This is a genomic window from Nodosilinea sp. FACHB-131, assembly GCF_014695395.1.
GTDB lineage: Bacteria > Cyanobacteriota > Cyanobacteriia > Phormidesmidales > Phormidesmidaceae > Nodosilinea.
In genome coordinates, this window is sequence record NZ_JACJOF010000008.1 from 1 (window position 1) to 12,802 (window position 12,802).

Annotated in this window: 13 protein-coding genes; 7 read left to right on the plus strand and 6 right to left on the minus strand. The window is 55.7% G+C overall.

The annotated features are described in order from the left end of the window. The first annotated feature begins 427 nt into the window (after positions 1 to 427). Positions 428 to 2,527: a diguanylate cyclase gene (locus H6F75_RS04760; RefSeq protein ID WP_190749751.1), complete on the plus strand. Its 2,100-nt coding sequence runs from the start codon at positions 428 to 430 to the stop codon at positions 2,525 to 2,527. A gap of 85 nt (positions 2,528 to 2,612) precedes the next feature. Then, the gene (locus H6F75_RS04765; RefSeq protein WP_190749752.1) at positions 2,613 to 3,863 is read left to right on the plus strand and encodes a glycosyltransferase family 4 protein; all 1,251 of its coding nucleotides are present in this window, start codon (positions 2,613 to 2,615) and stop codon (positions 3,861 to 3,863) included. A gap of 23 nt (positions 3,864 to 3,886) precedes the next feature. On the opposite strand, the gene H6F75_RS04770 is transcribed toward H6F75_RS04765, so the two are convergent. Further along, positions 3,887 to 4,129: a 2Fe-2S iron-sulfur cluster-binding protein gene (locus H6F75_RS04770; protein WP_190749754.1), complete on the minus strand. Its 243-nt coding sequence runs from the start codon at positions 4,127 to 4,129 to the stop codon at positions 3,887 to 3,889. Between the two features lie 15 nt (positions 4,130 to 4,144). Next, the gene (locus H6F75_RS04775; protein ID WP_190517523.1) at positions 4,145 to 4,426 is read right to left on the minus strand and encodes a DUF2470 domain-containing protein; all 282 of its coding nucleotides are present in this window, start codon (positions 4,424 to 4,426) and stop codon (positions 4,145 to 4,147) included. 49 nt (positions 4,427 to 4,475) lie between these two features. Between H6F75_RS04775 and H6F75_RS04780 the strand changes: the two genes are divergently transcribed. The 3 genes from H6F75_RS04780 to H6F75_RS04790 all read left to right on the plus strand — a co-directional run bounded on the left by H6F75_RS04780 (position 4,476) and on the right by H6F75_RS04790 (position 6,541). Continuing rightward, on the plus strand, positions 4,476 to 4,871 hold the full coding sequence (locus H6F75_RS04780; RefSeq protein ID WP_190749756.1) for a hypothetical protein: 396 nt from the start codon (positions 4,476 to 4,478) through the stop codon (positions 4,869 to 4,871). A gap of 62 nt (positions 4,872 to 4,933) precedes the next feature. Continuing rightward, a complete protein-coding gene (psaI, locus tag H6F75_RS04785) occupies positions 4,934 to 5,062 on the plus strand; it encodes a photosystem I reaction center subunit VIII (RefSeq protein ID WP_190629129.1) in 129 nt (42 codons plus the stop codon). A 30-nt stretch (positions 5,063 to 5,092) separates the two neighbouring features. Beyond that, positions 5,093 to 6,541, plus strand: a complete 1,449-nt coding sequence (locus H6F75_RS04790) for a glycosyltransferase (RefSeq protein WP_190749912.1) — start codon at positions 5,093 to 5,095, stop codon at positions 6,539 to 6,541. 54 nt (positions 6,542 to 6,595) lie between these two features. On the opposite strand, the gene H6F75_RS04795 is transcribed toward H6F75_RS04790, so the two are convergent. Beyond that, the gene (locus H6F75_RS04795; RefSeq protein WP_190749758.1) at positions 6,596 to 7,450 is read right to left on the minus strand and encodes a tetratricopeptide repeat protein; all 855 of its coding nucleotides are present in this window, start codon (positions 7,448 to 7,450) and stop codon (positions 6,596 to 6,598) included. A gap of 573 nt (positions 7,451 to 8,023) precedes the next feature. On the opposite strand from H6F75_RS04795, the gene H6F75_RS04800 reads away from it, so the two are divergent. Further along, positions 8,024 to 8,617, plus strand: a complete 594-nt coding sequence (locus H6F75_RS04800) for a helix-turn-helix transcriptional regulator (RefSeq protein ID WP_190749760.1) — start codon at positions 8,024 to 8,026, stop codon at positions 8,615 to 8,617. Between the two features lie 161 nt (positions 8,618 to 8,778). After that, the gene (locus H6F75_RS04805; protein WP_190749762.1) at positions 8,779 to 9,558 is read left to right on the plus strand and encodes a photosystem II S4 domain protein; all 780 of its coding nucleotides are present in this window, start codon (positions 8,779 to 8,781) and stop codon (positions 9,556 to 9,558) included. 213 nt (positions 9,559 to 9,771) lie between these two features. On the opposite strand, the gene H6F75_RS04810 is transcribed toward H6F75_RS04805, so the two are convergent. The 3 genes from H6F75_RS04810 to H6F75_RS04820 all read right to left on the minus strand — a co-directional run bounded on the left by H6F75_RS04810 (position 9,772) and on the right by H6F75_RS04820 (position 12,790). Beyond that, the gene (locus H6F75_RS04810) at positions 9,772 to 11,130 is read right to left on the minus strand and encodes a Gfo/Idh/MocA family oxidoreductase (protein WP_190749764.1); all 1,359 of its coding nucleotides are present in this window, start codon (positions 11,128 to 11,130) and stop codon (positions 9,772 to 9,774) included. A gap of 100 nt (positions 11,131 to 11,230) precedes the next feature. Further along, positions 11,231 to 11,761, minus strand: coding sequence for a dTDP-4-dehydrorhamnose 3,5-epimerase (rfbC, locus tag H6F75_RS04815; protein ID WP_073607863.1), 531 nt, complete (start codon positions 11,759 to 11,761; stop codon positions 11,231 to 11,233). Between the two features lie 3 nt (positions 11,762 to 11,764). Continuing rightward, the gene (locus H6F75_RS04820) at positions 11,765 to 12,790 is read right to left on the minus strand and encodes an SDR family oxidoreductase (protein ID WP_190517505.1); all 1,026 of its coding nucleotides are present in this window, start codon (positions 12,788 to 12,790) and stop codon (positions 11,765 to 11,767) included. Positions 12,791 to 12,802: the final 12 nt, after the last annotated feature.

The following is a 12,802-nucleotide window of genomic DNA, read 5'->3' on the forward strand; positions in this document are numbered from 1 at the left end:
AAGTTGCTGGGGTAGTCTTTACTCATAGCCTCACTCCGGCGTTGCTGACTTCTATCTGCAACCTATACGGAGTGAGCTTTTTTACTCAAGCCTTAACTTTTCAAACATCCTCTTAGACAGAGGCCTAACATTTTTTATGCCAAGCTCACTAAAATTGCCTAGAACCAAGACTTTGTGGCTGCAACTGCTTTAAATCACCTGACTTGTTCCGTGAGGGTGCTGAAATAGCTGTTTGAGATCACGGGCTAGCCTTTACTTAGCCCCTAGGATAGGCCTATAAGCCAAGCCCTAACCTTCTGTAAACATGTGGCACAGCAAGTGTTTCAGGGCCGGTCTGGGCGCTTTATTCTAGAAAAGTAGGTAGGGTGTTTTGCTTCACTTAATATTGCCGCTCAATCCAGTGCCAAAACTCCCGTTCTACCGACCATTGAGCCGTTTGCTTAAGCCCTTTTCGCTCAGCACGGTGTTGGTAGCAATTTTTGTGCTTCAGCTGGTTAGTGCGGTCGGGCTGCTGGGGTTTTTGAGCTTTTATCTCGGCAACTGGGCCGTGGCGATGGTGAGCCTGGGTGCCATCGGCAGCTCGGTGGTGGTGGGGCTGGCAGTGGTCAATCGAGTGCTACAGCCCATTGCCCAACTGCGCCGAGCCATTCAAGCTACGGCCCAGGGCAATTGGCAAACCCCAGTCCCTATTGAGAGCACTGACGAACTCGGGCAGCTGGCGCGGGCGTTTAACACCATGGCGGCCAAGCTACACGATTCATTTGCCGAGCTAGAGCACCTCAACCGCGAGATCCAGCGCAGCGAGCGGCGCTGGCGGCAGTTTCTGGACGGTATTCCCCTGGGCATTGCCGTCTACGATCGCTACGGCCAGATGGTGTTTGCGAGTCAGCAGGCCCGTATTTTGCTCTGCCTTGAAGACATGCCCTCAATACCATCCCTCGGTCTGGACGAAACCTGCATTGCCTACCGAGCGAGTACTGGCCAGCGCTACCCTACCGCGGCACTGCCCATAACTATGGCGCTGCGGGGACAGCCCGGCTGGGCCGACGATATTGAGCTGCGGCCGGGCAATCAGGCTATCCCTATTGAGATGGTGACGACGCCCATTTTTGACCAGGGGGGGCAGGTGGAATATGCGATCGCTGCCTTTCAAGACATTACCACCCGCAAGCAGGCCCAAACGCTACTGGCCGACTATAACCAGACCCTGGAGCGCCAGGTGGCCGATCGCACCGCTGCCCTGCGCCAGGCTGAGGCCACTCAGCGAATTATTCTAGAGGCAATTCCCGACCTGCTGGTGCGGTTTTCGGGCGACGGCATTTGCCTCGACGTGATGAATGCTGGAGCGGTCAACCTGATTGCTGAACCTAGCACCCAGATCGGCAGACCCATGCATGAGGTGCTCCCCGCCGACATGGTTGCCGAGCGCATGCACTATATTCAGCTAGCGCTACAAACCGGTGCACCTCAGGTCTACGAATATCGCTTTTCTACAACCGACGGCTGGCGCTATGAAGAAGCGCGTATTGTCACCAGTGGCCCTGACCAGGTGCTTGCGATCGTGCGCGACATTACCGAGCGCAAGCAGGCCGAGGCCGAAATCGCTCGCCAGCGTCAGTTTCTGCAAAATGTGATCGACAGCATTCCCAGCATCATTGTGGTCAAAGACCGGCAGGGTCGGGTGCAGATGGCCAACCGCGCCAGCGCCAGCTTGCACGGTATTACTCCTGCCGATATGGTGGGCAAGCTAGACACCGATGTTAACCCCAACATTTCGGCATTAAAGGCCATCCAGCAGCACCTCATTCACCAACGGGTGATTGAGACCCAACTGCCCTACCAGGGCGAGCAGGAAGTGATCGACCGAGTTGGCATTCGCCGCTGGTACCAGGTTGTGGTTAGCCCCTTTCAGGATGCCGACGGCACTATCAACGGCGTGATCACTAACTGCATCGACATCACCGATCGCAAGGGTATGGAGACTGCCCTAACTGAGGCCAACGAAACCTTAGAGCGCCTGGCCACCCTAGATGGGTTGACCCACATTCCCAACCGCCGCCGCTTTGACGAGTACTTGGAGCAAGAGTGGCAGCGCATGGTGCGCGAGCAGCAGCCCCTATCGCTGATTATGTTTGATGTTGATTTCTTCAAACCCTACAACGATTGCTTGGGCCATCAGCAGGGAGATGAGGCGTTGATCGCGCTTGCCGCCGCCGCTACCCGCGCCGTCAAGCGCGCTGCCGACCTGCTGGCCCGCTACGGCGGCGAGGAGTTTGCGGTGGTGCTGCCGAATACCCGCCGTGCCGGGGCCGAGATTGTCGCTAAGGCCATTCAAGAGGAAATTGCTGCCCTCAAAATTGCCCATCCCCAATCGTCTGTGAGCGACTACCTCACCATCAGCATTGGTATCGCCAGCGTAGTACCCACCGCCGACCAGTCGCCCGAAGACCTGATTGCCGCTGCGGATGCGGCACTGTATCAGGCGAAGCGGAGAGGACGCGATCGCTACTGGATTCGTCTCATCTAACTATCGTTGCCGGATGAGATTTCCTGGGCATTCTAGGCTCAGTCGCTGAGAGGGTTGGGCTAGCCATAGCTCAACCCTTATTCATATGAGAATTGCCTACGCTACTACTTATGATGTGCGCGATCGCGCCTCCTGGCCCCGTCGCCACCTGGGCCTCTATGGAGCTGGGCAAAAAATTGCTGAACTCCTGCAAAGTGCTGGGGCTGAGCTGGAATTTCTCGGCCCGCTGGAGCGGCGCAGGGTGCCGATTACTCGGCTCAAGTGGCTACTTTACCAACGCCTGGGGCAGAGCTACTACAGCCCTGTAGAACCTTGGGTTGCGCCCTACTACGCTCGCCAGCTTGAAGCTCAGCTCGCTCGGTCTAAGGCTGACCTGCTGCTTTGTCCTGAGAATGCGATTCCTCTAGCGCGGGTGCGCACTGCGCTGCCCACGGTGCTGTGGACCGATGCGCTGTTGGGCAGCTTGGTGAATTTTTATCCTTATCTGACTAATCTGTGTCCCGAGACTCGGCGGCGGCTGCACGCCGTAGAGAAGGCAGCCCTGGAGCGGTGCGATCGCGTCATTCTTACCTCCCAGTGGGCGGCCCAGTCTGCGATCGCTCTCTACGGTCTGCCCGCTGACAAAATTCGCATTATTCCCCGTGGGGCCAGCCGAGCTCAGGATCTGGCTCAGTCTGAGGTAGAAGCCCTGATTGCGCAGCGGCCCTCAAACCCTTGCCGACTGCTGTTTCTTGGCGTGGACTGGGAGCGCAAGGGTGGTCCGCTAGCCCTAGAGGTGGCTCAAACCCTCAACCAGCAGGGCGTAAAGACCGAACTCTGGGTCGTCGGCTGTGAACCTAAATGGGTGGGCGATCGCCCCAGTTTTGTGCGCTCCTTCGGGTTTATCGATCGCGCTACTCCCGAAGGCGAGGCTCAGTTTGCCCATCTACTCAGCACCGCCCACTTTTTAATCTTTCCCACCAAGGCCGATACCTTTGGGGTCGCCATTAGTGAAGCTAACGCCGCTGGTCTTCCCTGCGTGGCCGCCGCCGTAGGGGGTATTCCCACCGTGTTGCAGACCGACATTAATGGCAGAGCCTTTCCGGTAGAGGCCACCGCTATTGACTACGCCCAATATATTGCTGCCGTCATGGCCGACTACCCACGCTACCAAGCCCTAGCCCTCTCAGCTTGGCAGCACTACCGCCAACACCTGAGCTGGAATGCCGCCCAACAACAGGCCTGGGGGTACTTGCAGGAGTTGGTGACTGGGGGCGATCGCAGTGCAACCTCAACCCCTATCCCACCGCGCCCGCGTCGCCTCTTGCCGACGCTGAGCAAAGGCTTCAGAACCTAGCTGAGCGATGCCAGGCAGAATCCCTACCAGGTGGGGTCGACGTAAAGGTTGACGACGAGCCTATCCTGGCCCGGCGGCACTGCCGAAATACAGGCGCAGATCGGGTCTGCTTGACCCTCCAAATCTACTTCGCAGGCGTGGCACGACCCCATGAGGCAGCCGGTGGGAATGCTCACCCCGGCGCGATCGGCCACCGCCAGCAAGGGTTCGCCCACTTCGGCTTCAACGGTGACGCCATCGGGCAAAAATTGAATAGAGACGCTCATAGTAAAGGTCCCAGCTTAAGCCCTAGCTTTTGCCTGTTTGAGCATGGCGACTAGGGTATGGTGAGCATCTTCGGCCCCCTCTAGGGTGTGGTCAAAGGGCACTCGCACGGTGGTTGGGGCCCCGTCTACGGTCACCGCCAAGGTCATACCCTCGGGGTCCACAGATTCCATCACGGCGGCGGTAGCGGTGGGTTGGTTGCCGTAGGCAGTGGCGTAGAGAAGAACCGCTTCGGTGTGGTCGTCGTTCATGTGCTTACAGATGCGATCGCTCACCGCTGGAGTAATTGGCTCAGCCATAGAAAATCCCGTAGACTACTTCAACATTGGCCATTTGTTACATGCTGTTATGATACCGCCCCTGTCGCCCTCCTCAGAGCATCCCTGGTCTACGGGCCACGTTTTTCAGAGCCCAGGGGCCCACCTGACCTACCGCGTCGTCGGTCCCTGCTGCCGCCTGTTCGATCGCGATCAGCTACCCTGGCCCTGCTGTCGCATTCAGTGGCGGGGCAAAGAACCCAGCTGGCGGCGCATTGGCAAGCGGTTTGTGCCCGATATGGCCACCCGCAAGTCGCCCTCCTACTGCGTCGAGATTGTCGGCCAGGGCTATGGAGCCCAGTCCTTTGTCACCACCCTCTACACTGCCAAGCTCGATCGCGAAACCCAGGCCTGGTGGCACAGCCGCTTGCTCCTGGAGGAGACAAACCTATCGAGTGAGAAAGTTTGTAACAAGATAGACATATAGAGTGCCGATTCGCAGTAGTCTTATGCTCAACGCTGTGATGTTGCTATTGAGGTAGAAACCCTATGCCAGCTGCATTCTTACCCACTATTTTGGTTCCTTTGGTGGGGCTTGTCTTTCCCGCCGTTGCCATGGCCTTTTTATTCCTTTACATTGAGCGGGATGACGCCGCTGAGCCCCTCAAGAAGTCCTAAACGTCTGTGATTCAAGCCCATTCAACTGATTTGCTTGAGGCCCCCAAGCAAGACTTCAAGCAAGACATCCGGGCCTACTTTGACTACACTGCCCCCGAGCTAGATCGCTGGAGTCGTCGCAACCGCTACTACTACGGCGACCTAGCTCGGCTTCATAAATTTATTATTCCGCCCGGCAGCCGCGTGCTAGAAGTCGGCTGTGGTACCGGTGACCTCCTCCACGCCACCGCTCCAGCGATTGGGGTAGGCATTGACTTTGCTCCAGCGGTGACGGCGATCGCCAGCCAGAAGTACCCTGAGCTCGCCTTCTACACGCTAGATGCTGAGGCGATCGAGCCCGCTCAGCTGGCCTCGGAACACCGCCAGTTTGACTACATCCTGCTGTCAGGAGTGCTGGGCTACCTAGGCGATATTCAAGCTGTGCTCCAGCGGTTGCAGCCCTTCTGCCAGCCCCACACTCGCCTCATTCTCACCTTCCACAGCCACCTTTGGGAACCTCTGCTGGGCCTAGCCGAACGGATAGGGCAGCGCCGCCCCCAACCCCCCCAAAACTGGCTGAGCATGGATGACGTGGCCAACCTGCTCACCATCACCGGCTATCGCCCCCTTCAGCGAGGCAATCGGTTTCTCTGGCCCAAATTTGTGCCGGGGATAGCCGGCCTGGTGAATCGCTATCTGGCGCCTCTGCCCGTGGTCAAGCACCTGTGCCTAACCACCTTTATTGTGGCTCGGCCTCAACCCGTGCCCAGTTCAGAGCAGCCGACCTGCTCAGTCATCATTCCAGCTCGAAACGAGGCCGGGAATATTGCCGCTGCCGTGGCTCGGCTGCCCCAATTGGGTGCCCATACCGAGGTGATCTTTGTTGAAGGTCATTCCCGCGACCAGACCTGGCAAGCCATTCAGGATTTGGTGCAAACCTACCGAGGGCCTTTCACCCTAAAGGCATTCCAGCAGACGGGGCGGGGCAAGGCAGATGCAGTACGGCTCGGGTTTGACCAGGCCAGCGGTGACATTCTGCTGATTCTCGATGCCGACTTGACCGTTCCCCCAGAAGATTTACCCCACTTTGTGGAGGTGTTAGCCTCAGGGCGGGGAGAATTTGCCAACGGTTCCCGACTGGTTTACCCTCGCTCCAAGACCGCCATGCCCTGGCTCAATATGGTGGCCAACAAAATCTTTGCCCTACTCTTTTCGTTTTTGCTAGAGCAGCCGCTCAAAGACACCCTCTGCGGCACCAAAGTGCTTTGGCGACGCGACTACCAGCGCATTGCTGCCGGGCGTAGCTACTTTGGCGACTTCGACCCCTTTGGCGATTTTGACCTACTGTTTGGGGCTGCCAAGCTCAACCTCCACATTGTGGAGGTGCCAATTCGCTACCAACCCCGCACCTACGGCAGCTCAAATATTGCCCACGTCAGAGAAGGGCTAATTTTGCTAAAAATGTGCCTCTACGCCTCTCGCAAGCTCAAGTTTCGGTAGTGCGTCGGTGGTGAAATAGTGGCGTGAATTGCTGAACTGTCCCCTCTAAACTCGCTAGCTCTCGGGCAACTGCCCGAGGTGGCTTTGGGCTTTAGCTGCCCAGGTCGGGTTACCCATGGTGATATAAAGGTTTTTGGCATATTCCAGCACGGTGCGGGCTTCGGCAAAACGGCCGAGCTGGATGAACGCTAATCCAGCACTGTAGTAGGCATCAGCATAGCCACCGTTGATTTGAGTCGCCGTGCGAAACGAGTTAAGAGCAGTTTCGGTTTGACCCTGGTTAAATCGAGCAATTCCCAAGTTGTAGTGGGCCTGGGCGTAGCGGGGCTGAAGAGTCAGAGCCTGCTGCAGCACAGCCTCAGCTTCGCTGTTGCGCTCAGTTTGTAGGTAGATAATGCCTCGCTGTAAAAATGACTCGGGGGCGTTAGGGCTATATTGACCCGCCCGCTCGAACGCCGCCAGCGCCTCAGGAAATTTCCCCTGAGATTGGTAAACCAGGCCAAGATTGTAGTGGGCATTGCCCAGGTCGGGCTGAATGGCGATCGCCCGCTGCAAATACTGTTCGGCCTGATCAAGATTATTGCCTTCGATCAGAGCCCCGCCTAGGTTGGCGTAGGCCAGCGCAAACTGCGGATCGGCTCGAATCGCTGCCCAGAACGCGGAGGCGGCCTCTTGGAGCTCACCCTTTTGGCGTAGCGCTAGGCCAACGTTGTAATGGGCTGCGGCTAGGGTGGGGTCTAAGGCTGCCGCCTGCTGAAACTGGGCCAGAGCACCGTCGATTTGCCCCTGCTGAATGAGGCTCAACCCCTGGTTGAGGGCAGCCTCTGCCGCCGCTGGCGGTGCTTCCTGGGCATAGCTTGCCGCGTGCAGCGTTGGATAGAGGAAGGGAAGTGCGATCGCAGCAGCCATAATGCCCCTCTGCAAACGCTTTAGCAGTTGTTGATTGGCCGATATCATACTCGTTGCTATGGCCCTTAGCCCAATGGAATGCCCATAACAATATAGACAAGCATCCACTTTTTCAACCGTCTCACCGGATTGCTGCAGAACTTAGTGGCTAGTGCAGCAGATTGGGCAGGGCGCTCTGGTAGCTACTGAGCTTTGCTCAATCTGCTCAGAACGAACAGCATCTATGCAAGCCCTGTAAACCCGAGAGCGGTTTCTATGCGCCAATAAATGACTTAAAAAGTCAGTAAATTGCCATAGAAACTTGCCAAACTTTCCAGAACGACGCTTCATCTTGGTGAAGAATCTGTCAGTTTTATCCGTTTTTTTACGGGCGGTTCACCTTCACCACCGTTGCAACCCTGTAGAAACCACTTAGAAAACTGTCCCTAGTGTGCGGAGATCCCACCCTCCAGGTTGAGGTTCTCTTTACTGAAAACTCCAGCGCAAAACATCCCAGCGCAACTTAACCGGCTGTGTTCCCGGATGACTCCCTTAACTCTGTCGTGTCTTAAACCAGATAGCCCCATGGTCACTATGAGTTCATCCACCACCCTATCTAATTCCCGTTTTATTGCCCCCCAAGCAACCCAGGCCAATCTACCTCTGCTCAGCGCCGTGCTCGAAGGCTTTGTTGATGGGATTTTGGTCTTGACCGAAGACGGCACCTGCATTCACAGCAATCAGAAAGGTAGAGCCCTCTGCCGCGATCTCAGCGGCAGTGATAGCAGCAACTTTTTGCCCCCCAGCCTCAAGGCTATGTGCGTTCACCTCCTAGAAAGCCGTGAGTTTTACCCCGAAACCCTGCTGGTGCTCACTCAGGAGTTTACGTCTTGCTCTGGCCAGCAAATTCGAGCCCGTATTCAGTGGCTCGAACTGCCCGCCACGACCAGTGCTTATCTGCTGATGTCTTTGGAGAATCAAACCCGCGCAGCGCACACCTCTGCCATGCTTGAGGCGGTGCAGTATAACCTCACCCCCCGTGAGCGAGCCGTGTGGGTGCTGCGCCGGGCCAATCGTACCTACGACGAAATCGCCCAGGAGCTTTACATCACCGTCAATACAGTGAAGCGCCACCTAAAGAGCATTTATGCCAAGCGCAAGGAGGTGACCGAAGCGATCGCCAACTAACTACCGCTGCAGAAACCAGGTGGTCAGGTTGAAACCCATAACCACCTAGTTTCCCTCCTCTGCCCCAGGTCTGCCTGACAGTAAGCTAGGATCAGTGCCCGAAGGTTGGGTTTGCCTAAGTCCACCACCATCACTGATCTGTCGCTAAACGCTCTCTGCCCATGCTGCCCAAGGATGACCTGCTGAAATCGCTCGACAACCGCGACTGTTTGGCCCGTGTTTTAGATCAGGCCGACCAAGCCATCAAAACATGGGACATCGTTGTTACCGACTTTTTGTCGCCCCCCGAGCAAGTCGAGGCCGAAGCGATGCTCCAGCGATTGACCGATGTTCATAGCCTCGCCTGGGGTGGCTATACCCAGGCTGAGCGCCAGCGGCTGGCGATCGCGCGGGCCGATATTCCCCTCGATCAGAGCCAGATTCCCTTATCGCTACTGACGGTAGGGGGAAACTTCATGTTCGATCCCGCCAGTCATGGGGACTTTTTAGGAGCCCTGCTCGGCACCGGCCTGCACCGTAGCAAAGTTGGCGACATCATTGTGCTTGGGGAGCGGGGGGCGCAGGCGATCGTTGTGCCTGAACTGGCAGAATTCCTTACTCAGTCGCTTACTCAAGTACGCTCTGTACCCGTAAAGACCCAGCCATTAGAGTGGGATCAACTGCGGGTGCGTGCGCCTCAGAAAAAAGACCTTACTACCGTCGAAGCTTCCCTAAGACTTGATGCGGTCGCCTCCGCTGGGTTTGGCATGTCGCGCAGCAAAATGGCCGACCTAATCAACAGCGGCGACGTGCGTGTGAATTGGAAGCCGATCACCCAAGCCAGCCACACCTTGTCCACTGGGGACTTAATTGCAATCCGCGGCAAGGGAAGGCTCGAAATTGGTGAAGTTGCTGTTACCAAAAAAGAGCGCTACCGCGTCAACTTGACCCGCTATAGCTAGCGACAAGGGGTGGGTTAGCAGTGTAGATTGGCAAGCTCATTAATGTTCATTTGCCTAGACATGCCAGCGTCATTCCTCTAGGTCCGGCAGCCGTGGTGTATCCCACTCTGTTTGTTAGGCATGTACCCCCCTAGCAAGACCATAAAAAAGGGAGAGCCCATCGTGGGCTCCCCCTCTTGCTTTAAGTCTGTTAACCGTAGGGAGCTGCCCTAACTACGCTACCCCGGCAAGGGACTTTTGCGGAGCAAACATAGCGTTTTGTTCAGCCCGCAGCTTGTCGCACAGACGCCCGGGGGGCAGCTCGACATCGTCGTAGGTTAACGCCTGATCCTTAGCGACATCCCGCTTTAGCTTACAGCCCTCAGCTAGACCCACCGGAAGCAAGTTTTCCGCCGCGGTAATTTCAGCGGTTTCGCACTCGCCGTAGGTCATAAAGCCGCCAATGCAGTCAATGGTCTCACCAGCTTTCAGGTCGATTTTGGCGATGGTCACCACATCAACCTTCTGGCCAGCAATGGGGGTCATAACGGCGTCGCCAAACAACACAACGCGGGCGACCGACAGTGGCACTTCAAAGTGGCACAGGTGATAGGGGGTGTAGAAGCTGTATAGAGGCCCCTCACCCAGCTTGTATAGGTTCAGATAATGGCGCTGCTTGGGATCGTCGTGGGTGCCAAATACATAGACTCCAGGGCCGGGCTTTACCGCTACGACGTAGTCGACGATGCCGCCCAGTTCCTTGAGCTGGTCGACATCGTACAGCTTAGTTAAGTCGTCAATATGACCGGTGTAGTTGAGATCGTACTGCTTGACCAACTCATCCTGGTGCAGCCTGAAATCGTGGCCCAACATGCCGCGTTTGGCGACGGTCATACCGGTGGCGTTAGCAACGATAGCTTGCTCAAAAGAGACTTTGGTGCCATCGGCAAAGCTAGTTACCATGTTTACATTCTGCCCCCACTGTTCAGCAAACCCCTTTTGAGTAGTGGGGTTGCGGTAGGGGTCTTGTAGGCCCTTGATATTGCCGCACACCAGCGGAGTAAGGCCGATGCTCTTAACAAAGCGGTAGAGGTTCATCTCAACGCCGGGCTGGTCGCCGTCACAAGCTGACAAAATTACCCCGGCCTTATCGGCGTAGGTCTTAAGAATAGGGCCGATAGTGCCATCTAGCTCGGCGTTCATGAGCACAACGTGCTTCTTGTGGGCGATCGCCTCCATCACCACATGGGCACCAAACTCTACGGCACCAGTGACTTCAATCAGAGCATCGATGCCCTCCGCTCGACACAGCAGCATTGGGTCATCGGTAACGGCATAACCGCCCGCTGCAATGCTGTTTTCCAAGTTAGCCACAGTGGAGACGACGTTAATGTCCTCGACACCTGCTTCTTGGTAAGCCCGCTTAGCGGTATCTACGTTGCGATTTGAGATCGCTACCAACTCCATACCCGGCACAGAGTTGAGCATTTGGTTAGCGACCCCGCGCCCCATAAACCCCGCGCCGATCATCCCCACTCGAACCGGATTGCCGGCTTCCTGTCTGGCTTTTAGCGCCGTATCAACAATAAACATGGTGTTTAAACCTAAGCGATAGATTAGATTGAAATAGCTCAATAAAGGCCAGTTCTTTGGCGGAGGACTTTGTCTCAGCAAAGAACTGGCAGAAGATTACCTAGCCTTTAAAGGGAGGCCACTGACCATCTTTTTCAGAAATAACCGTCACCGGAATTGGCCACTCAATGCCAAAGGTGGGGTCATCATAACGAATACCTTGCTCGTAGCCAGGGGAGTAAAATTCACCCACCTGGTAGATCACCTCGGCATCATCGGTCAGTGCTTGGTAGCCGTGGGCAAACAGCTCAGGTACATATAGCGCCTTGCGGTTGTCAGCGGTTAGCTCAATGCCAAAGTGCTGCATGTACGTCGGAGAATCGGGGCGAATATCAATGATGACATCGTAGATAGCGCCGCGGGTGCAGCGCACCAGCTTAGTCTCGGCTGCCGGAGCAAGCTGATAATGCATGCCGCGCAAAGTACCCTTCTTGTAGTTGAAGGACATGTTGCACTGAGCAACCATGGGTTTTAACCCATGCTCTTCAAATTCTTTGGCACAAAAGGTACGAGCAAAGCCGCCTCGGTCGTCGCTGCGAATTTCGAGATCGATGACAAAAGCATCTTTCAGATTAGTTGCTTCAAAAATCATTGGCTAGCTCCAGAAGAAATCTTTATCAATTTGCTGGGTGCGAATGAGATACTCCAGCTGCTTGAGACGGGTAAAGCCGCGAGAGGTAAACATCTCTTCGGTCATATCGATTTGCTGGAACACCTTCAAAAGTTGCTCTGCACCGCGTCTGGCATCCCAGTCGCACTTAAATCCAGGCAGCACGCTATTGATCTTGTCGAAGGATACGCGATAGCTGCGATTGTCCGTGTCGGGCTTGCCAAAGCTCAGCTGACATTCGGGGAAAGTCTCTGCAACAATCGTCGCAATTTCGCGCACCTGGTAGTTGTGGTTGGTGTCGCCGACGTTGAAGACCTGGTTGTGAACAATATCACGAGGGGCTTCGAGGGCACAGATAATTGACTTAGCAATATCTAGACCGTGCACTAAAGGGCGCCAGGGAGTACCATCGCTGGTCATGCGAATCTCTTTGGTTGTCCAAGCCAACCCTGAGAGGTTGTTGAGCACAATGTCAAAGCGCATGCGGGGAGATGCCCCGTAAGCAGTGGCGTTGCGCATGAAGGTGGGAGAGAAGTCGTCGTCCGCCATCGGCTTCAGATCTTGCTCTACGAGGGTTTTGCATTTAGCGTAAGCGGTTTGAGGGTTGACCTCAGACTCCTCGGTAACGTAATCATCGCCTTCAGCAACCCCATAAACGCTACAGGATGACATATAAACAAACCGACGTACCCCAGCGGCCTTGGCCAATTCTGCTAGGCGCACAGATCCTTTATGGTTAATGTCGTAGGTGATGTTAGGGGCGAGCTTACCTAGGGGATCGTTGGATAGCTCAGCCATATGAACAATGGCTTCTACACCTTCAAGATCGGCAGCTTCAATGTTGCGAATATCTTTATTTAGGGTTTTAGCCGACGAGTTAATGCCGTTGTAGAGCCACCCTGCCTTATAAAAGCCGGTGTCAACGCCGATAACGTCGTGGCCTTTTTGCAGGAGCAACGGCGCCAGCAAACAGCCGAGATAGCCTTCTGTACCAGTAACTAATACTTTCATGGGTGAATTACC